This is a genomic window from Verrucomicrobiia bacterium, from assembly GCA_036405135.1.
Classification (GTDB): Bacteria; Verrucomicrobiota; Verrucomicrobiia; order Limisphaerales; family JAEYXS01; genus JAEYXS01.
This window is the reverse complement of record DASWYF010000039.1, coordinates 31,505-49,891: the sequence shown is the minus strand read 5'-3', so window position 1 is coordinate 49,891 and position 18,387 is coordinate 31,505. Positions and strand designations below refer to the sequence as shown.

Genomic DNA, 18,387 nt, shown 5'->3' with positions numbered 1-18,387 from the left:
CGCGTCCCTTAACCGCGGGGTGGAGCAGCCCGGTAGCTCGTCAGGCTCATAACCTGAAGGTCCTAGGTTCAAATCCTAGCCCCGCAACCAATTTCAAGATCCCTCAGATGTGAATCTGAGGGATTCTTTTGTATCAAGGGATGGAAAAGAGCTGCCAAGTTTATGTGATTCAGAATACTGAAGGGCGGTTCTACATCGGGTTGTCTGAGGATGTGGAGCAGCGTTTGGTGGATCACAATAGTGGGGTGTCCAAATGGACCAAGAACCGCGGGTCGTGGCGATTGGTATGGGTAAGCAGTTCGATGACATTAAGTGAGGCGAAAAAAGCTGGAGAATGAGCTGAAACGGCAGAAGGGTGGAGATGGATTTTATCGGATGACCGGTCTGACGCGGAGTGCAGGCTCATAATCCCGCATGCAGGATCCAAGGTTCAAATCCTAGCCCCGCAACCAATTTCAAAGTTCCTCAGATGTGAGTCTGAGGGATTTTTTGTTTTCACACACAGGCGTTATTTTAAGAAATCGGATGAAGCCAAGCTAGTCAGGTTATGAGCCTGATGAGTATTAAAAAGAAAAGCTCGAATGCTGAAGAGGTCGGTCGTCACTTTTTTCTGCGGCCTGATTCACTTCTTCATCATTCGAGCTTCACCATAAAAGCTACCCCACCTCTGCCGTGTGGAACGGTACCTATGAACTGCCCTGATATAGGTGGGACCGAATCTTAGGCATCCGACGTCCAATAAAGGCCTGTCGTAAGCCATGGAAGTTAAGGCCCCGCATTGATTAATTACGGTCCAAGGACTTTGTTGCGCAATCACGAACAGCGCAGGGTAAATGGTGAGCCGGTTTGGAAGACGCACGGGCGTCTATCCGCTGGTCCTTGTTTTTCGGATATCGTCGCATGTGGAATCGATCCTGCTGATCGCATTCTTCAATGCCCTGACACTTTTAGGACTCTATGCAGCGCCTGTGTCTGCTTTCAGACCGGCTCGTAAATATTAAATCTTCAAAGAGCGACCGGTGATCTCATCATCTGCTGACCACCGTTTATTTCTGGTGAAATATCGTCCTGCTTTTTCACTGTCTCAAGTTCTTTTCTGCAAAAATTTTCGTCAAACAGTTTCGCATTGGAAACATGGAGGTGAAGGAGTATCTTATGCGGCGTTTCACTCTGGTCCCGGCAGAAATGGAGTCGTTGTCGGAGAGGGCATCGGAGGGGAAGAGATACGAGATTTTCTTTTTATGCGCACATTGCTCATCGGTATCGACAGCGGAACGCAATCCACGAAGGCGTTGGTGGTGGATGCCAGAGATGGAAAAGTTTTGGGATCGGCTTCAGAGGCTTACGGTTTGATCCCTGATCTGCCTGCGGGCGCGAAGGAGCAGCATCCGCATGAGTGGATTGCGGCCACTTCCAAATCCATCAGGAAAGCGCTTAAGCAGGCGAAGGCCAAAGCGGGCGAGGTGAAAGCCATCGGCGTGAGCGGTCAGCAGCACGGTTTCGTGCCATTGGATAAGAATGGCAAGGTCATCCGTCCGGCGAAGCTCTGGTGCGATACTTCTACGATCGCCGAGTGTGAAGAGATCACGGCGGCATTGGGCGGAGCGAAGGGGACGGTCAAGGCGATCGGTAATGCGGTGCTGCCTGGTTTCACGGCTCCGAAGATTTTGTGGCTGAAGAACCATGAGCCGAAGAATTTCGCGCGACTTCATACAATCTTGTTGCCGCATGATTACATCAATTTCTGGCTCACGGGCGAAGCAGTGATGGAATATGGCGATGCGAGCGGCACGGCCTTGCTGGATGTGCGCAAGCGAAAGTGGAATGCGGATGTGCTCAAGGCGATCGATAGCGATCTCGCAAGCAAATTGCCTCCCTTGATTTCGAGTGAGCAACCTGTGGGTTATCTGCAGCCGTCCACGGCGAAGGAACTGGGGCTGTCCACCGATGTCATCGTGAGCGCGGGTGGTGGCGATAACATGATGGGCGCGATCGGCACGGGCAATACGCGCGCGGGTGTCATCACGGCGAGCTTCGGCACGAGCGGGACGATCTATGCCTGTGCGGACAAGCCGGTCGTGGATCCGCAAGGTGAGATCGCGGCGTTCTGTGATTCAACGAATCGCTGGCTGCCCTTGCTCTGCACGATGAATGTGACGGTGGCGACGGAGATGGTGCGCAATGATTTCGGCTGGACGCATGACAAGTTCGCCGCGGAAGCTGCGAAGGTGAAGCCGGGCAGTGATGGGCTCATTCTGGTGCCGTATCTGGAAGGCGAGCGCACACCGAATGTGCCGGATGGCACGGGCGTTTATTTCGGCGTGACGCAGAAGACGTTCAAGGGCGGTCACTATGCACGCGCGACGATGGAAGGAGTGACGCTGGGGATGAATTACGGATTACGTCGTCTGGCGCAACTGGGCGTGAAGCCGCAACAGATCCGCGTGACGGGTGGCGGTGCGAAGTCGAAGCTGTGGCGTCAGATCATGGCGGACATCTTCAATGCGGAAGTGGTCACGTTGCAGGTAAGCGAAGGCGCGGCATATGGTGCGGCATTGCAGGCGCTCTGGTGTTCGCTGGTGGAAGTCGGCGAAAAGGTGGGCATCGATGAGATCACGGATCAGTTCGTGCAAGTGAATGCAAAAGAAACAGCTGAGCCGAATGCGAAAGCAGTCGCGGCCTATGCCGAGGTGCAGGCGTTGCAGGATGATCTCTCCAAGAGCCTGCGCGGGGTCTTCACGCGGCACCGGCAGTTTGTGTTGCGGGGAGAATGATGTTTTCTGACGTGTGAAATTAAAAAAAGGGCCGACTACTCGTCGGCCCTTTTCATTTGCGGAATAGTATCAGAGCAGTTTGGAGTGAACTTCTGCCGGGCTCACGCGCTCTTCATGACGTGTTTGCAGATTCTTCACTACAGCGATGGTGCCCGCATCTGTCTTCTCCAAACGCACAGTGAATTTGCTGCCGAGTTCTTGGGCGCGTTTGAATTGCTTGTCACCTTTTGCAGGTGTCAGCGAGTAGTCCACGATGAAATTGGCTTCGCGCAGTTGCTGGATGAGTTTCAGCGATTCAGCGCGAAGCATTTCATCCTCGATCATCATGAAGGCGTTCAGGTTCGCATTGAATTTGGGCAGCTTGCCGCGCGATTTCAGGAGTTCGAGTAACACGACATCGCCCATGCCGAAGCCGAGCGCGGGCAGGTCCACCTTGCCGTTGCTGACGAGCTTGATGAGATTGTTGTAACGCCCACCACCCGCAATGGCACGGAACTCGCCTTTGCGATCGAAGGCTTCGAACACGACACCTGTATAATACGCGAGACCGCGGATGACGCCGTAATCTGTCTTCACGAATTCACTGAGACCGCGAGCCGCGAGGTTATCCAGCAATGCTTGCAGTTCAGGTGTGGGCTCGCTCTTTTGGATGAACGAGGTGACATCATCGTAATTGATGCCGAGAGCTTTGAGCTTTTCTTGGGAGACTTCGGGTTTCTCACGATCGATCTTGTCGACGATCTGGAAGAACTCGTATTCCTTTTCCTTGGAGCCACTGCGGTCAGCGAAGAATTTTTCCCAAACTTGGCGGTTGCTCAAGCGGAGGACGAAATCTTCTGAGGTAAGGCCCAAAGCGCGGCAGACATCAATGAGCAGAGCGATGATTTCGGCATCAGCGGCACCATCGTTCTCACCGAAGATGTCGCAGTTCAACTGGAAGTGTTCACGTAGCCGTCCTTTGCCTGGCTTCTCGTAACGGAACAACTGCGGAATGGCGAACCACTTGATCGGCTTCTTATAGGCGCGTTCGGCACTGGCCACCATACGGGCAACTGTCGGTGTCAATTCTGGACGCATGGAGACGGCGCGTTCGCCCTTATCCACGAAGTTGAAAAGCTGGCCAACGATTTCAGCACCAGATTTGTTCGTGTAGAGTTCCAAGGGCTCGAGCGGAGGGCCATCGTATTCACGGAAGCCATAACGGCGTGCGACGGAGCGCCATGTATCGAAGATGTATTGGCGTGCATCGCAGCTCCACGGTTCATTACCGGGTAGCGGTTCAGGATAAAAATCACGAAATCCGGGCAAACGTTCCATAAACAGAGCGGGGACAATAGTGGATAAATCCCAAATTCAAAGCTCAAAGCTCCAAACAAAAGTAAAACGCCTTGAGTGTTGGCTCAAGGCGTTTCAATAAAGTTGAGGCAGAGGCGCTTACATATCTGGACCAGAAGGGGGCAGACTGTTTTGTGCGGCAATCGCATCCTCAATCTGCTTGGGAGTGAGCTTGAGCACGGACTCACGCATCTCCTTGCCGGGCTTGAACTTCACCACGGCCCGGGGAGGAATGGGTACATCCGTTGCAGGCGCATTAGGGTTACGTCCAATGCGGGCTTTACGTACTTTGACTTCAAAAACGCCAAAGTTGCGAAGTTCCACATTCTTGCCTTCAGCGACAGCTTGGGAAATATAATCCAAAGTCTTTTGAACGACGTCCAATACCTGTTGCTGAACGAGTCCAGTTTCGCTGGCAATCCGCACTACCAAGTCTCTCTTAGTCATAGCCTCTCCTGGTTGCTTGCCCGTTTCTTTTAGCTTCCGGTATTCATAACTCCTTTGTGTGCAAAGGTCAAGAAAAAGAAAATCCCGGCTTTTTAAGGCCGGGATGGTAGAGAATGCGATAAGACCAGCTAAATTTAGCTCTCCACGACGCTAATTTCGACTGGTTCCACGCTGATGCCGAGGCTGACGAGCCATTTGATGGCCGCTTTTACCTCGGTGCGATCACCGGATAATTCCAAGCAAACGATTCCAATCTCGCCAGTTACGCTGGCCTGACGGACGTTCGTGATGACTTTAAACTTTTGGGCGATCTCCCAGATGATGGGCTGGGTGATCTGCTTGGGCGGATACATCAGCCACAGGCGCGTCTGCTCCTGACGGGGCAAGACGGCTTTGGTGACCTTTTTCGCGGCTTTTTTAGGCGCTTTCTTGGCGGCCATAGAAATCCTTTAACCTCCGGCGATGGCCGGGATGATGCTGACTTCGTCGCCGTCTTTGAGCGGCGTTTCCTTGTTCTGGAGGAAGCGGATATCTTCCTCATTCACATAGACATTCACGAAGCGGCGGACCGTGCCATTCTCATCCAGCAGGCGTTCCTGGATGCCGGGATAGCGGGTCTGCAATTCGTTGATCGCGCCACCGATGGTGTTCGCGGTGACTTCCACCAGCTCTTCGTTGTTGGTGAGCTTGCGGAGCGGAGTCGGGATACGGATTTTCACTGGCATAATAAAGTTAGGCTTTGCACGCTGCAGTCTCGGTATCCAACAAGCCTTCGAATTCGCGGAGGCTCGGACGGATCTCACGGGTGTTGCCCACGTGGCCGACTACGGCGTCGAGGGTCTTCAGACCGTTACCGGTGATGCAGAGGACGGCGGAATCTTCCGCCGGGATCTTGCCGGAGGCAATGAGTTTCTTGGCGACGCCGACGGTCACGCCGCCAGCGGTCTCGGCGAAGATGCCTTCGCACTCGGAAAGGAGCTTGATGCCTTCGCGCACTTCGTCATCGGTGACGTCGTCGCTATGGCCGCCGGTTTCCTTCATCACGCGGAGGGAGTAGAAGCCATCCGCCGGCGTGCCGATGGCGAGAGACTTCGCGATGGTGTTCGGCTTCACAGGTTTGAAGAAATCCAAGCCTTGCTTCTGCGCGGCGGAGATCGGGTTGCAACCCGTGGGTTGCGCACCATGAATCTTCCACTTGGAATTCGTCACGAGACCGAGTTTGGAGAATTCTTGGTAGCTCTTATGGATCTTGGTGAGCAATGAACCGGACGCCATCGGGATGACGGTGTGTTGCGGAATGCGCCAGCCAAGCTGTTCCTGAATCTCGAAGCCCATGCTCTTGGAGCCTTCGGCGTAGTAGGGGCGCATGTTGACGTTCACGAATGCCCAGCCGTATTTGCCGGCGATCTCGGCGCAGAGACGGTTCACTTCATCGTAGTGGCCCTTGATGCCGATGACGTTCGCGCCGTAAACGAGCGAGTTCACGACCTTGCCTTGTTCCAAGTCAGCAGGAATGAAGACGTAAGCCTTCAAGCCAGCGGAAGCGGCGTTGGCGGCGACGGAGTTCGCGAGATTGCCGGTGGAAGCGCAGGCGACGGTGGTGAAGCCGAGTTCTACAGCGCGGCTGAGGGCCACACTGACCACACGGTCCTTGAAGGACAGTGTGGGGTAGTTCACGGCGTCGTTCTTGATCCACAGTTCGCGGATGCCGAGACGCTTGGCGAGACGGTCTGCCTTGATGAGCGGCGTGAAGCCGACTTGCGTGCCGACGGTGGGTTCACCGGCGACGGGCAGCAACTCACGATAACGCCACATCGTCTTGGCGCGGCTCTCGATGGAGGCGCGGGTGAGCGAGCCACGGATGGACTCGTAATCATAGACGACTTCGAGGGGGCCGAAATCGAATTCGCAGACGTGGGTGGCGGCGAGCGGATATTCGTGACCGCACTCGCGGCACTTCAACGCCTTCATGAAACTTTTCTCGTTTGCCATATCGCTTCTGTTCGGTACGGGAGAGGCAAAACAAAAAACCTCTTCCCGAGGTTGGAGAAGAGGTGAAAACAATTGTGCTCTTCTCATTTTCCCCGAAACGCACTGCGTTCCGAGCTGGTTAGCACCTGGCGTTAAAGTTGCACTTTAACCGGTTGCCGTGACTTCACTGGGCCAGTCCCTCAGTCACTCTGAATGAGACCGTTGTATCAACGGATACGGATAGATTGATTTAATCGTCAAAAGAGTCAACAGGTTTTTTAGACTCTTTTGCCATTTCCTTTTTATCGGATAGTTAGAAGCGATTGATAAGCGAAATCTTCCCATCAACGGCCTGAGGCAAAATGAGGCAAATACCCCATTGGCATGGCCGCTGCTAAACAATGCATAGCCTGCGTCGCCGAAGCAAAAGACATAGTGGCTGTGACCGCGCGAGCAAGTGATTGCAATGAAGAGGCTTAGCAGATGAGCTAAGGAGGTGGGGATAGATACAAGAGCAAGTAATGTTGAGTGGGCTTGTCTCCAGATAAGACAGTGAGTGTCTCTTAAATAGGGCCAAGCGGCCTAAGTGCAACGGTTGGAATGAACGAACGCAACAAATCTATGAGCGCATACAAACAAACCAACGGACAGAATCTTCTGAACGTAATCGCGATGACTGAGCGTTTGCCTGGCGTCTTGCTGGTGGAAGATGACGCAAATCTCATGGAAATGAATCGTCGCATTCTGCAGCGGGAAGGATTTCGGGTGTTTGAAGCCACCTCTGAGCAAACGGCTTTGTGGCTATGGCAACGGCATCAGCGGGAGATTGATGTGGTGTTCACCGATGTGATGATTCCCGATCGCGCAACAGGTGTGGATCTGGTGAAGAAGCTGCGGCAGCAACGGCCTGCGTTGCGGGTGGTTTACACAAGTGGTTTCGGGCCTGAGATAGCGGGATTGGATGTCGAGGACACGGCGTGCTTCATCAAGAAGCCATATTCCTTGCGTGAAGTGCTGGATGTGATGATCGAGGCGTTGGAACGTCCGATGCAAGCGGCGTTGACGAAAGCGGAGATCGCGCGGTGTGTGGTTTAATACGTGAATGGTAGGGCGAGAGTCCTCTCGAGCCCAAACCAGATATTGATGTATTCGTCATTCAAAAACGATGCATTGGCAAAATACTACAGACGTGCGAATACTTTAGAATTGCCAGAGTGACGGTTCCTTACTTCATAAACCTCTAGGTTTAGTTAGGACTCGAGAGGACTCTCGCCCTACCGGAATTACATAAAAAAGCCCCGCCAGTTCATCACTGGCGGGGCTTTTGCTTTTTTGAAAATGCTTTAGCTGATTTGCGCTTTGTAGGCGTCGGGCGTCAGGAGCTTGGCGAGGTCGCCTGGGTTGGCGAGCTTGATCTTGAAGAACCATCCGTCACCGAAGGCGGATTGATTCACGAGCGCGGGATTGTCCGCGATAGGCTGGTTCACTTCCACGATCTCGCCGGAGACGGGCGAGTAGATATCGCTCGCGGTCTTCACGGATTCTACTACAGCGCAGGCTTCACCAGCGGCGAGCTTGCGACCGACTTGGGGAAGCTCCACGAACACGATGTCGGTGAGTTCCGCTTGGGCGTGATCGGTGATGCCGACAGTGGCGATGTCACCGGAGACGCGCACCCATTCGTGCGAGGAGGCGTATTTGAGATCTGCTGGAACGTTGGCCATATAAAGTTGAGGAATTGAAAACGGGGAAGGCGCGCAGGTCAAATCTTAAACAATGTGCTGCCGGATTCCAGCCGGCAGTAAAGGGTCTGACTTGTGACGATGCATCATTCGATGGTTAGGTGCGCTATCTTAATCCGACAGGATGGCGCGTGTGTGATCACAGAGACCTTATGCTGCGGCGAACGCTCTCTTACTGCCGGCTGGAATCCGGCAGCACGGGGTTCGTGCTTCGTCGAGCTTAAACAGCTTTTCGATAAATGGGTTTGCCGACAACTTGCGCGGCGAACTTCTTGCCGCGGATATCGATCTGGATGACGGTCTCCTTCTTCGCGAGTTCTGGCTTCACGTAGGCGAGGCCGATGCCGGCGTTCAAGCTGGGGCTGAGGGTGCCGCTGACGACTTGGCCGACTTGTTCCTCGCCGCTCCACACGGTGTAACCGGGGCGAGGGGGAGCGCATTTATCCGTCATCTTGAAGGCGACGCAACGTTTCTGCGGGCCTTTGGTTTTCTGCGCGAGCAAGGCGTCGTGGCCGATGAAGGGGCCTTTCTCGAAGGAGACGAAGATGCCGAGGCCCGCTTCGATGGGGCTGGTCTTGTCATCGAGTTCGTGGCCGTAGAGCGGGTAGCAGACTTCGGTGCGCAAGGTATCGCGGGCACCGAGACCAGCGGGCTTGAGGCCGTGGGTTTTGCCGGCGTCCATCAAGGTGTCCCAGACTTCCAAGATGCGAGAGGCGGTGGTGACGATCTCGAAGCCGTCTTCACCGGTGTAGCCCGTGCGGGCGACCCAGCAGAGTGCGCCGGTGGCTTTGAGATTAAAGGTGGCGATTTGATTTTTGTGCAGCTCGGTGACCTTGTGCACATGGGTGCCTGCGTGAGAACCGCCGGGAAAAACGTCGTTGATGAACTCGGCGGCTTTCGGGCCTTGCACGGCGATGGCACCGTATTTGTCCGAGCGGTTCTCGAAGGTGAGCAGGTGTTGTTGCGGGAAGGCGGCGAGTTGCTTTTGCATCCACGCCACATCGGCATCGATGCGGGAGGCGTTGATGATGAGGAGATATTCCTTATCCGTGAGACGGTAGAGGTAGAGATCATCCACGGTGCCGCCGTCTTCCTGGCTCATCTGGGTGTATTGGCCTTGGCCGACGGCGAGTTTGCTGGCGTCGTTCGTCAGGAGGTGATTCAGGAAGAGGAGGGCGCTGGCGCCGCTGATGAAGACCTCGCCCATGTGGCAGATATCGAAGATGCCCGCAGCGGTGCGGACGGTCTGGTGCTCGTCGATGATGCTGGTGTATTGCACGGGCATCTCCCAGCCGCCGAATTCGATGAGGCGGCCGTTCAAGGCCTGATGCGTGGCGTAGAGGGGCGTGCGTTTCAACGAGGCAGACATAATCAATTGATGGGAGAAGGTTAGCTGAGGGAGGGGAAGGAAAGCAAGCGGGGTGGCGATAAACTATACGTGAACGCAAGGCTATCTCACTCCTCACCCCGGCCCTCTCCTCGTTGAGAGGAGAGGGAGAACATTTGACGTTGTTTGGCGTTTTGCAGTCACTTCATCAGTTCGCGGAGCCAGCCCCAGAGTGGCATGGAGAAAAGGCTCAAGGGGAGGAAGCAAACGAAGCCGATTTTTACCAAGCCGAGCTCGAACTTGTTGGTAGTCTTGGGACGACGCCAGAGGATGGGGAATATCGCGATCCAGTACGCGAATGCAGCCATACTGACAATCCGGAAAATCACGCCGCCATCAAGGATCATGCTGGTGAACAACAGCAGAAAGCCCTGAGCGACGATGTTTTCGCTCAGGGCTTTGCTAATTTCCGGAGTGAAACTGGTCCAGATCTCGAATCTCTTATGGAGGATGGAGGTCCGGTCACTCATGAGGTTTTGTTTAGCCCCACTTCTCCAGCTTCATCTGTTCCTTCGGCAGGCTCAGGTCGTGGAGCACGAGGTGCTCGACAGCTTCCACCATCGCGTTTGTGCCGCAGGCGTAGAACACGGTGTTCGGGGCGTCGCTCACGAAGCTCTTCACCCATTCCGGGGTGATGCGGCCACGGCGGCCGGTCCATTCGGCATCCGGAGCCAGACGCGTGCAGGTGACGTGGAACTTGAAATGCGGGTTGCGGGCTTCGAGTTCGCGGAACTCTTTCTCGAAGATGATGTCCATCGGAGTGCGGACGGTGTAGAGGATGGTGATCTTCGTGTTCAGGTTGCGCTCGGTGGCTTCACGGACGAAACCACGGAACGGCGTGACGCCAGAACCACCGGCCACGCAGATGAGGTGCTTGCCCGGAGGATCGAACACGGGGAGGAACTTGCCCACGGGCGGGATGACGAACATTTTGTCGCCCGCTTCCACCCAGTCCACGATGCTGGTGCCCATCTTGCCATCGCGCTTCACGGAGACTTCATAGAAGCCCTTGTCCAGTGCGCAGGATGAGAGTGAGTAGGCCCGCTTGTACTTGGGCTTGTGCGGGTGATAGACGGTGATGAACTGGCCGGTCTTGAATTCGCCGGGGTCATAGCCTTCCGGCCATTGCAAGCGGACGGTCTTCACATCAGGCAACTCCATGGTCACCTTTTCCACCAACATTTCAGCGATCTGTTTAGCCATACTATTCCAATTTCAGGTTTCAGTTATTCAAACGACACAAACAAGGGACTTCAAGAGGCTGTCTGAAAAACGCATGGCAGGTGGGTGTGTCCGGCACTCAACATTCTTAAGACAGCCTCTTAAAAAAGGCGGAATAACATAGAGGCAGAGAAAATGCCGTGTAAAGGGGTTTTACTGGGTCGGTTGCACCGACGGGCCAATTGGGGGAGAGGGAAACATCGAAACCGGTTGCACCGGTGGGCCAATATGGGAATGAGGAAAACATCGAACATCGAACGCCCAACGTCCAACATCGAGAGGGGTTGTATGAAGCTCCAAATCCAAAGCTCGAAACACCAGGGAAACTTCAAAAACCAAACATCAAAGCCTTTCAGCCCGTTTCTGTGATGAATTGTGCCAAGATGGGCGATTGACTTTGGGGCTGATTTTATGCGGCAATGCGCACTAATGATCCACGTCATCGCCACTATCGAGTTGCACCCGGGCAAGCGTCCGGCGTTTTTGCAGGAGTTTCATCGTCTGGTGCCTTTGGTGCATGCGGAGGATGGTTGTTTTGAATACGGTCCGACGATCGATTTGCAGACGTCCATCCCGGCGCAGGGACACGCGCGTGAGGATGTGGTGACGGTGGTGGAGAAGTGGGCGGACCTGCCTGCCTTGGAAGCGCATCTGCAAGCTCCGCACATGCTGGAGTATCGTGGGAAGGTGAAGGATTATGTGGTTTCAGTGAAGCTGCATGTGTTGCAACCCGCCTGAAAGGCGGGAGTTTTCAGTTTCTAGTTGTTTCATCAAAGAAGTCTTTCAAGGGTTATGAGCAGGCTGGTTGCATGAAGTTTAACTCATGAGCATAGAACTGATCTTGGGACGTTTTGGGGGCAACTCTGAGGAGGGTGGAGTTGTTGAAATGAAGCGGGCGGCTGAGGGAGTGCTGAAGCAGTTTCAACAACCGATGGAATTGTTGACCATCGGGAAGGAGGGGAGTTTTTGTGTCGATCTGGAGAACACTACGATCAAGGTCTCGGATGATCATGCGGTTTTGCAAATGCCCAAACTGGATCTGCTTACTTGCAGCCTGGCGTTTGCCATCGCTAAGGCGGGTAACCTAGTAGGTGTGACTGAGGGAGGGAAATATCCGGTGGTCCTGGTGGATGAGAGTCAGCGATCGAATTTGCCGGAAGAATCTTGGCGGCAGCCTGAGCTGTCTCCAGTGGCGAAGGATGCCTTGGATTTTCAAAAGCTACTGCGGTCATGGCATAGGGTGCACAAAGCGTTTGCCAAGAAAGTCCTTCAAAAAGATTTGAAAACTGATGAAGAGGCGGGCAAGCAGTCGGCCAGCATTGAGTCTAAACCAGCGAGTGTGCCGATTCCGTCTGCGTTAGTCGTGCCGCCACCGGTCTGGTTTTATCATGTTTTTCTTTGCCATTTTAGCCGCACGGCGTATCGGGTTCCAAAGCATGCCGAGGTGCTGGGTGAATTCATAAGCTACCTGGACGCTGGAGCATCGGTGGGCTGCGGAATCACGCGGCGTCACCCCAATGTCGTCTGGTTTGATCTGCCATCCGGGGATGGCCGGGTGTGGGGACACAAGGCCTGCATTGATCTGAGAGAAATCGACTTGCGTGCCTGCCGGGTGATTTGGGAGATGGCCCGCATCGGAGACATGGCGATAGTCACGCACAAGCCGCGAGGATTTCAGACGATCTTAACCAATGTGAACCAGATAGAGCACCTGCCGATGACTTGGAAAAGTGAGTATAGTTATCTGTCGGTCGGCCACTCGCCAGAAGAGGTGCACGCAGTGCTTCGTCGTCATCATGAGGCTGATCTGCCACAAGAGAAACGGGCCGTGTTTGGCCCCGAAGTGCCGATACCGTTGCCAGGCACGGAGCCATCTTTGCACGACACGGTTTATCTGGAGATGCTGCCCAAAGATCCGACAGGGGAAAAGCAATGGAAACGTTGGGCTAAGTTTATTAATCCGAAGCTGAGGAAATATTATACGGAGGTCCCTCAGGATTGGGGATCAATAAGATCAAACTTTCGGTTGATCACGACGTCTGCGGGGAAAAACTACAACGCTTACTCCTATGGCTACCACGGGGGAAATGACATCTACAATGAGTTGATGCTCGAGTTTGCGGCAGTTGAAGGAGTCACGACTGCGAGGATCGTCAATTTTGATACGTTGGTTCAGAGTGATGGGGTGAGTTGCAGCATCTCGGAATGCAAGGAGTTCACGCCCACGACGAGTGTGCGATAGTTTCATTCGCGTCATGAGCTAATCACGTTGGAGGAATATTTTCCTCCAACTTCTTACCCATGCTGATGCGTTCTTCGATGTCGTAGCCGAGAGCTTGATAGAAGGCGGTGACTTTTTCGTTGTTGGGCATGACTTGGAGGTTGATCTTCAGGCAGCCGCGGTCGCGCAGGGCGGCTTCGGCGGTGATCATGAGTTGGGTGCCGATGCCTTGGCGTTGGTGGTGCGGGCTGACGGCGACGGAGTAGATCCAGCCGCGATGGCCATCGTATCCGGCCATGATGGTGCCGACGACGGTTTCATCGCTCAGGGCAATGAAGAAGAGGCCGTCTTTTACGGCGAGTTTTTTATCGATGGCGAGGGAAGGGTTGTTGTGGGCGGATTGGTAACCGAACACGGCTTCCCACAGGGCGATAACTTGGGCGCGGTGGAGGGAATCGGCGTAGGGGGTCACAATCGCATTGGCCATGGGATTTGGTAGATGGGGAGGGGATGGGTTTCAAGTCTAAGGTCTTAGGGAGCTTGCTTCGAGTTTTTGGTTTCTCGTTTCGGGTGGGAGTGGCTGCGAGACATGTGCAAGGATAGAGGAAAGATTTTCAACCGAATGGGGTCAGGCGAATGGGGAGTTTTTTTGACAGGATTAACAGGAGGGACAGGTTTGGGAGGGAAGTCTAATGTTTCAGGTCGTGGTGGCGCAGGAGAAGTAACCGCGAACGACGCGAAATACGCGAACAGGGGAAATGGGAGGCGCAGCAAGATGCAGCGTAACCCGCACGCTGGAAGCGTGCGCTACGGAGGTGATAAATGCGAGTTACGTGGATTGGAGTTTTTGGATGTTCTTGATTGGGAAAAGGTTGGGGTTACTCTGCAAATTTTAGCGGAAAGTGATGGTTTTCTTGCGGGGGGTTGATATTATTTTCAGTGCTGGCAGCTCGCTGCTGGTAAAGGCGGGGCGAAGGTAATTTTAAGTTCTTAGTTCAGAGTTTTAAATTAGGAACAGGAAAGAGCCGAAAATCCCAAAGTCATCAAGCATAGCGATGTGATTTATTGCGTCGATGTGTCCTGCGTTGGTGGGGAGATGGCAGCCTTATGGGATTATCAAGGACGAGATGAGAAGGGGGAAAGCTCTCTTAGCGTTGAGTCTGCTGTTTCAAACTTGGTGGTGCAGTTGCGAAAAGAGTTAGGGCAAAGCGGCAGCTTTGCCCCACCGGGTTTGGAATAGGATCTGTGGGTGTATCGGGTGCTGGATCGGGGCTCGTAAGCTGGAGGGGGAACGGGACGTCGGTGGGCGTAGGATTTTATGACTCACCGGGGAATCTCTAGGTCACAGGTGTGACCATGGTACCCACTGCGGAACCAGCCGGGTTTTGGACGGCGCCAGAGTCTGGCCTCCCTGTGAGGAGGAGCCATAGGCCAGATACATCGACAGGGGTCGGATGGTTTCATCGCTCTTTGACATAGTTCCTTAAGGGGAACGCAGAGTTAAGAATAGTGAATGAAGAATGGGGGCACCCTCATCCTCAATCCTTCTCCCGTGAGGGAGAAGGAAGAATAGGACAGGTGCATTCGTAAGCTTCAAACATTTTTCTACTGCGTTTCTTTGTGGAGTGGCTGGCGAGGGTCGGATTCGATTGGTGTGGACTGGTGGCTAGAGTGCCGCAGGACAGGATGCTATCGGGGAGTGTCACATCGACTGGACGAGATGGGAAGGCCGCTTCGGGGGAATGTATGAATTATGAAGGATGAGGTATGAAGGGGAAGCTGTTCGGAGGCGTAAGTGTTTCCAAGTTCCTGCTCTTGGTGTGCGTTGGCCTCAAGGTTTAGTCAGGGACCGGGTGGAACCGGTCCTTACCGGTTTAGTTAGCGCGGTCTCACGACCGCGGCTACGGAGGGTGAAGGAAAAGTCAGTTCCGCCTCATTATCCCGCATGCGGGACGGCTACGTTATGGGGTGAAAATCTGCTGGGCAAAGGGCGTGGGGGTTTCTTACATTGTCCGTTCTATGTTCGAGACGGCTAAGCAGACGTTGGCAGTGGCACAGGATAAGGCCTCCCAGTTACGGAGGTTTCTTTGACGTGCCGGGAGCACATAAGCGCATCGCGGAGGTAGAGGCCGAGATGACGCGGGATAATTTCTGGGATGTTCGTGAGAAGGCCCAGAAGCTCATCGACGAATGCAACGGGCTCAAGAAGAAGGTGGAGCCGTTCATCGCAGCGGAGAAGCAATTGGCTGATCTGGCGGTGATGATCGAGCTGGGTGAAGCCGAGCCGGCGGATGTCCAGGTCTCCATGGAGAAGGAAGTGGAGCGCGACATCACGAAGGTGCAGGGTGACCTGGATGCGCTCGAGCTGCGGGTTTTCCTCAATGGTCCTTTCGACAAGCGTAACTGCATCTTCAGCATCAATGCCGGCGCGGGTGGCACGGAGTCGTGCGACTGGGCGAGCATGTTGATGCGGATGTATCAACGGTGGTTCGAGTTGCGAGGCTGGACGTTTGAAGTCACGGATTTGCTGCCGGGTGAAACGGCGGGGGTGAAGAGTGTGACGATGATGGTGAAGGGCGATATGGCCTACGGCTTCTGCAAGGCGGAGCGTGGGGTGCATCGCCTGGTGCGCATCTCGCCGTTTGATTCGAATCAACGGCGGCACACGAGTTTCGCGAGCGTGGACGCGATGGCGGAGATCGAGGAGACGGATCCGAACATCTCCATTCCGCCGAGTGAATTGCGCGTGGATACGTTCCGCTCCGGTGGTAAGGGCGGTCAGAACGTGAACAAGGTGGAGACGGCGGTGCGTATCACGCACATCCCGACGGGACTTGTCGCTGCTTCGCAAACGGAGCGTTCACAACATCAGAACCGGCATACGGCGATGACGTTGCTGATCTCGAAAATCTTCGCCTTGCGGCAGGATGAGCAGAAAAACGAGATGGAGCGCTTCTACGGCGATAAGGGCAGTGTGTCTTGGGGCAATCAGATTCGTAGTTATGTGTTCCAGCCTTACCGGATGGTGAAGGACTTGCGCACAGGTTGCGAGACGAGCGATGTGCAGGGCGTGATGGATGGCGAGCTGGACCCGTATGTGAATGCGTGGCTCCGCGCGGGTTGCCCGACAAAGCGCATCCAGGGTGCCTCGATGGATGATGAATAAAGCAGCCATGAGCAAAGCGAACATTCTCGATACGATCGTGGCGGTGAAGCAGCAGGAGGTGGCGCAGTTACCGCCGCGTGTGCCGACGGTGGAGGACATCCGCGCGGTGTTGGTGAAGCGCGGCGGTGAGCGGCGCGATTTCGTGCGGTCACTCTTGCAACCGCGCAAGGGCAAGGTGGGCCTCATCGCGGAAGTGAAGAAGGCGTCGCCCTCCGCCGGTGTGATCCGACCGGACTTTGATCCGGTGAAGATCGCGGTGGAGTATGAAGAGGCGGGTGCGTCGTGTCTCTCGGTGTTAACGGATGAGAAGTTCTTTCAAGGTTCGCTGGATTATCTGCGGGCCATCCGGCAGGCGGTGAAGCTGCCGCTGCTGCGGAAGGATTTCATCATCGATGAACGGCAAATCCTGCAAGCGGCAGAGTGGGGTGCGGATTGCATTCTCTTGATCGTGTCCATCCTTGATGACGACCGGCTGAAGCGGTTCCGCGAACTGGCGGAAGGCGCGGGTATGGCGGCACTGGTGGAGGTGCATGATGAAGAGGAATTGAAGCGCGCGCTGGCGACGGGGGCGACGTTCATCGGCGTGAACAATCGCGACTTGAAGGTGTTCAAGGTGGACCTTGGCACGACGGAGCGGTTGGCGACGCAGATCCCGGGATTGAAGAGCGAACGCTTGCTGGTGGCGGAGAGCGGTATTCATAAGCGCGAGGATGTGGCGCGGCTCGAACAATGTGGTGCACAGGCGATTCTGGTAGGTGAATCCCTCATGCGGGAGAAGGACATCAAGGCAAAGGTGGCAGAGCTGTTAGGATGATTCAGCATGGGTGACGACGACGGACAGCCCCGGAACGCGGGCGCTAAGATGGATTGGAGAGGAAGTTTATTCGTGATGAATAAAGAACAGTTGCAATCATATCTGGGAAAAAAGTTGCCGGAGTATTTGGAGCTTTTGCGACAAATGGTATTGATGAATAGCTGGACGCAGAATGTTGCGGGAGTAAACCGGCTGGCGGAGTTCACGGCGGAGGTGTTTGGGAAGCTGGGGTTCACGGCGGAATATGTGCAATCCACGAATCCGAAGTATGGGAAGCATCTGATTTTATCGAGGGCGGGCAAAGGGGCAAAATCGGTGGCGATGGTGTCGCATTTGGATACGGTGTTTCCACCGGAGGAAGAGGAGCGGAATGATTTCAAGTGGCGCGTGGAGGGGGATCGCATTTACGGGCCAGGCACGAACGACATCAAGGGCGGCACGGTGATGATGTGGCTGATGCTGGTAGCGATGCGCGATCTGGAACCGGAGACTTTCGAGAGTGTGACGTGGAAGTTGTTCCTCAATTCCTCAGAGGAAGAATATTCGCCGGACTTTGGGCAAGTGTGCAAAGAGCGGTTTGCACCGAATACATTGGGCGCGCTGGTGTTTGAATCGGAAGGGCGTTTGGGTGAACAAGCCTTGGTGGTGACTTCACGCAAAGGACGGGCGACATGGCGGGTGACGGCAAACGGGCGCGGTTCGCATGCGGGCTCAAAGCATTCGCATGGCGTGAACGCGATTGTGCAGATCGGCAAGACGGTGCAACAGATCGCGGCGCTGACGGATTATAAGCGCGAACTGACGGTGAACGTGGCAACGATTCAAGGTGGCACAGTCATAAATCGCGTGCCTCATGAGGCGATGGCGGAGGGAGAGTTCCGGTCGTTTGATCCACAAGTGTTCGAGGAAGCGAAGCAGGCATTCTTAAAATTGAATGGGCCGGGTGAGGTGCAAAGTCCGGCGGATCGATTCACTTGTCAGGTCAAAGCAGAGATCAAGACGGTGAGCCGTCCGTGGCCGAAAAATGACAAATCGGAACATCTGTGCCAGATTTGGGAACAAGCTGGAGCGGAGTTGGGCATGCTCGTGGGGCATCAGGAACGCGGCGGGTTGAGCGATGGCAATTTGATCTGGGATGCGGTGCCGACGTTGGATGGACTCGGGCCTTGGGGTGATAACAGCCATTGTTCCGAGCGCAGTGCGGATGGCAGCAAAGAGCAGGAATATATCGAAGTCCCGTGCATCGTGCCCAAGGCGGTTTGGAATGTGATGGCGTTGAGAAAATTGATTTTAAACGAATAACGGACAA

17 protein-coding genes, 1 tRNA gene, 1 other RNA gene and 1 riboswitch are annotated in these 18,387 nt (G+C 54.7%); of the genes, 8 read left to right on the top strand and 11 right to left on the bottom strand.

The genetic code is table 11. The features are described 5' to 3' along the window. Positions 1–13: 13 nt before the first annotated feature. A tRNA-Met gene (locus tag VGH19_19170) sits at positions 14–90 on the top strand. 564 nt (positions 91–654) lie between these two features. On the opposite strand, the gene ssrS is transcribed toward VGH19_19170, so the two are convergent. Further along, a non-coding RNA gene (gene ssrS / locus VGH19_19165) (6S RNA) lies at positions 655–834 on the bottom strand. A 407-nt stretch (positions 835–1,241) separates the two neighbouring features. Between ssrS and xylB the strand changes: the two genes are divergently transcribed. Next, complete coding sequence (gene xylB, locus VGH19_19160; GenBank protein HEY1173495.1) at positions 1,242–2,774, top strand: xylulokinase; 1,533 nt, start codon at positions 1,242–1,244, stop codon at positions 2,772–2,774. Between the two features lie 69 nt (positions 2,775–2,843). Here the strand turns inward: xylB and hisS are convergent, their stop codons facing one another. The 5 genes from hisS to thrC form a co-directional block, all read right to left on the bottom strand. Next, the gene (hisS, locus tag VGH19_19155; GenBank protein HEY1173494.1) at positions 2,844–4,091 is read right to left on the bottom strand and encodes a histidine--tRNA ligase; all 1,248 of its coding nucleotides are present in this window, start codon (positions 4,089–4,091) and stop codon (positions 2,844–2,846) included. Between the two features lie 117 nt (positions 4,092–4,208). After that, complete coding sequence (locus tag VGH19_19150) at positions 4,209–4,556, bottom strand: HU family DNA-binding protein (protein ID HEY1173493.1); 348 nt, start codon at positions 4,554–4,556, stop codon at positions 4,209–4,211. A gap of 134 nt (positions 4,557–4,690) precedes the next feature. Beyond that, the gene (locus VGH19_19145) at positions 4,691–4,996 is read right to left on the bottom strand and encodes an NIL domain-containing protein (GenBank protein ID HEY1173492.1); all 306 of its coding nucleotides are present in this window, start codon (positions 4,994–4,996) and stop codon (positions 4,691–4,693) included. A 9-nt stretch (positions 4,997–5,005) separates the two neighbouring features. Next, entirely contained in the window at positions 5,006–5,281 is a 276-nt protein-coding gene (locus tag VGH19_19140) for a MoaD/ThiS family protein (GenBank protein ID HEY1173491.1), read from the bottom strand. Positions 5,282–5,288: 7 nt separating this feature from the next. After that, positions 5,289–6,548, bottom strand: a complete 1,260-nt coding sequence (gene thrC, locus VGH19_19135; GenBank protein HEY1173490.1) for a threonine synthase — start codon at positions 6,546–6,548, stop codon at positions 5,289–5,291. An 80-nt stretch (positions 6,549–6,628) separates the two neighbouring features. After that, positions 6,629–6,747: riboswitch (SAM riboswitch) on the bottom strand. Between the two features lie 401 nt (positions 6,748–7,148). Between thrC and VGH19_19130 the strand changes: the two genes are divergently transcribed. Next, a complete protein-coding gene (locus VGH19_19130; GenBank protein ID HEY1173489.1) occupies positions 7,149–7,622 on the top strand; it encodes a response regulator in 474 nt (157 codons plus the stop codon). Between the two features lie 248 nt (positions 7,623–7,870). Here the strand turns inward: VGH19_19130 and gcvH are convergent, their stop codons facing one another. The 4 genes from gcvH to VGH19_19110 all read right to left on the bottom strand — a co-directional run bounded on the left by gcvH (position 7,871) and on the right by VGH19_19110 (position 10,859). Next, on the bottom strand, positions 7,871–8,251 hold the full coding sequence (gene gcvH / locus VGH19_19125; GenBank protein HEY1173488.1) for a glycine cleavage system protein GcvH: 381 nt from the start codon (positions 8,249–8,251) through the stop codon (positions 7,871–7,873). A 238-nt stretch (positions 8,252–8,489) separates the two neighbouring features. Continuing rightward, positions 8,490–9,638 (bottom strand): glycine cleavage system aminomethyltransferase GcvT, encoded by a 1,149-nt coding sequence (gene gcvT, locus VGH19_19120; protein ID HEY1173487.1) that lies wholly within the window; start codon positions 9,636–9,638, stop codon positions 8,490–8,492. Positions 9,639–9,796: 158 nt separating this feature from the next. Further along, complete coding sequence (locus VGH19_19115) at positions 9,797–10,126, bottom strand: hypothetical protein (protein ID HEY1173486.1); 330 nt, start codon at positions 10,124–10,126, stop codon at positions 9,797–9,799. Between the two features lie 10 nt (positions 10,127–10,136). Next, on the bottom strand, positions 10,137–10,859 hold the full coding sequence (locus VGH19_19110) for an FAD-binding oxidoreductase (protein ID HEY1173485.1): 723 nt from the start codon (positions 10,857–10,859) through the stop codon (positions 10,137–10,139). Positions 10,860–11,306: 447 nt separating this feature from the next. Here VGH19_19110 and VGH19_19105 point away from each other — a divergent pair, with 447 nt between their 5' ends. Continuing rightward, a complete protein-coding gene (locus VGH19_19105; protein ID HEY1173484.1) occupies positions 11,307–11,615 on the top strand; it encodes a putative quinol monooxygenase in 309 nt (102 codons plus the stop codon). Positions 11,616–11,700: 85 nt separating this feature from the next. Further along, positions 11,701–13,119 (top strand): hypothetical protein, encoded by a 1,419-nt coding sequence (locus tag VGH19_19100; protein HEY1173483.1) that lies wholly within the window; start codon positions 11,701–11,703, stop codon positions 13,117–13,119. A 22-nt stretch (positions 13,120–13,141) separates the two neighbouring features. Here the strand turns inward: VGH19_19100 and VGH19_19095 are convergent, their stop codons facing one another. Then, positions 13,142–13,585, bottom strand: coding sequence for a GNAT family acetyltransferase (locus VGH19_19095; GenBank protein HEY1173482.1), 444 nt, complete (start codon positions 13,583–13,585; stop codon positions 13,142–13,144). A gap of 1,572 nt (positions 13,586–15,157) precedes the next feature. Here VGH19_19095 and prfB point away from each other — a divergent pair. The 3 genes from prfB to VGH19_19080 all read left to right on the top strand — a co-directional run bounded on the left by prfB (position 15,158) and on the right by VGH19_19080 (position 18,380). After that, entirely contained in the window at positions 15,158–16,264 is a 1,107-nt protein-coding gene (gene prfB, locus VGH19_19090) for a peptide chain release factor 2 (protein HEY1173481.1), read from the top strand. Between the two features lie 7 nt (positions 16,265–16,271). Next, positions 16,272–17,078, top strand: a complete 807-nt coding sequence (gene trpC, locus VGH19_19085; protein HEY1173480.1) for an indole-3-glycerol phosphate synthase TrpC — start codon at positions 16,272–16,274, stop codon at positions 17,076–17,078. A gap of 75 nt (positions 17,079–17,153) precedes the next feature. Beyond that, entirely contained in the window at positions 17,154–18,380 is a 1,227-nt protein-coding gene (locus VGH19_19080) for a M20/M25/M40 family metallo-hydrolase (GenBank protein HEY1173479.1), read from the top strand. The last annotated feature ends 7 nt before the right edge of the window (positions 18,381–18,387 follow it).

Bases quoted from the DNA above. Each gene is read 5' to 3' on its own strand.
- xylB (HEY1173495.1), top strand. From the start codon at position 1,242: ATGCGCACATTGCTCATCGGTATCGACAGCGGAACGCAATCCACGAAG.
- hisS (HEY1173494.1), bottom strand. From the start codon at position 4,091: ATGGAACGTTTGCCCGGATTTCGTGATTTTTATCCTGAACCGCTACCC.
- VGH19_19150 (HEY1173493.1), bottom strand. From the start codon at position 4,556: ATGACTAAGAGAGACTTGGTAGTGCGGATTGCCAGCGAAACTGGACTC.
- VGH19_19145 (HEY1173492.1), bottom strand. From the start codon at position 4,996: ATGGCCGCCAAGAAAGCGCCTAAAAAAGCCGCGAAAAAGGTCACCAAA.
- VGH19_19140 (HEY1173491.1), bottom strand. From the start codon at position 5,281: ATGCCAGTGAAAATCCGTATCCCGACTCCGCTCCGCAAGCTCACCAAC.
- thrC (HEY1173490.1), bottom strand. From the start codon at position 6,548: ATGGCAAACGAGAAAAGTTTCATGAAGGCGTTGAAGTGCCGCGAGTGC.
- VGH19_19130 (HEY1173489.1), top strand. From the start codon at position 7,149: ATGAGCGCATACAAACAAACCAACGGACAGAATCTTCTGAACGTAATC.
- gcvH (HEY1173488.1), bottom strand. From the start codon at position 8,251: ATGGCCAACGTTCCAGCAGATCTCAAATACGCCTCCTCGCACGAATGG.
- gcvT (HEY1173487.1), bottom strand. From the start codon at position 9,638: ATGTCTGCCTCGTTGAAACGCACGCCCCTCTACGCCACGCATCAGGCC.
- VGH19_19115 (HEY1173486.1), bottom strand. From the start codon at position 10,126: ATGAGTGACCGGACCTCCATCCTCCATAAGAGATTCGAGATCTGGACC.
- VGH19_19110 (HEY1173485.1), bottom strand. From the start codon at position 10,859: ATGGCTAAACAGATCGCTGAAATGTTGGTGGAAAAGGTGACCATGGAG.
- VGH19_19105 (HEY1173484.1), top strand. From the start codon at position 11,307: ATGATCCACGTCATCGCCACTATCGAGTTGCACCCGGGCAAGCGTCCG.
- VGH19_19100 (HEY1173483.1), top strand. From the start codon at position 11,701: ATGAGCATAGAACTGATCTTGGGACGTTTTGGGGGCAACTCTGAGGAG.
- VGH19_19095 (HEY1173482.1), bottom strand. From the start codon at position 13,585: ATGGCCAATGCGATTGTGACCCCCTACGCCGATTCCCTCCACCGCGCC.
- trpC (HEY1173480.1), top strand. From the start codon at position 16,272: ATGAGCAAAGCGAACATTCTCGATACGATCGTGGCGGTGAAGCAGCAG.
- VGH19_19080 (HEY1173479.1), top strand. From the start codon at position 17,154: ATGAATAAAGAACAGTTGCAATCATATCTGGGAAAAAAGTTGCCGGAG.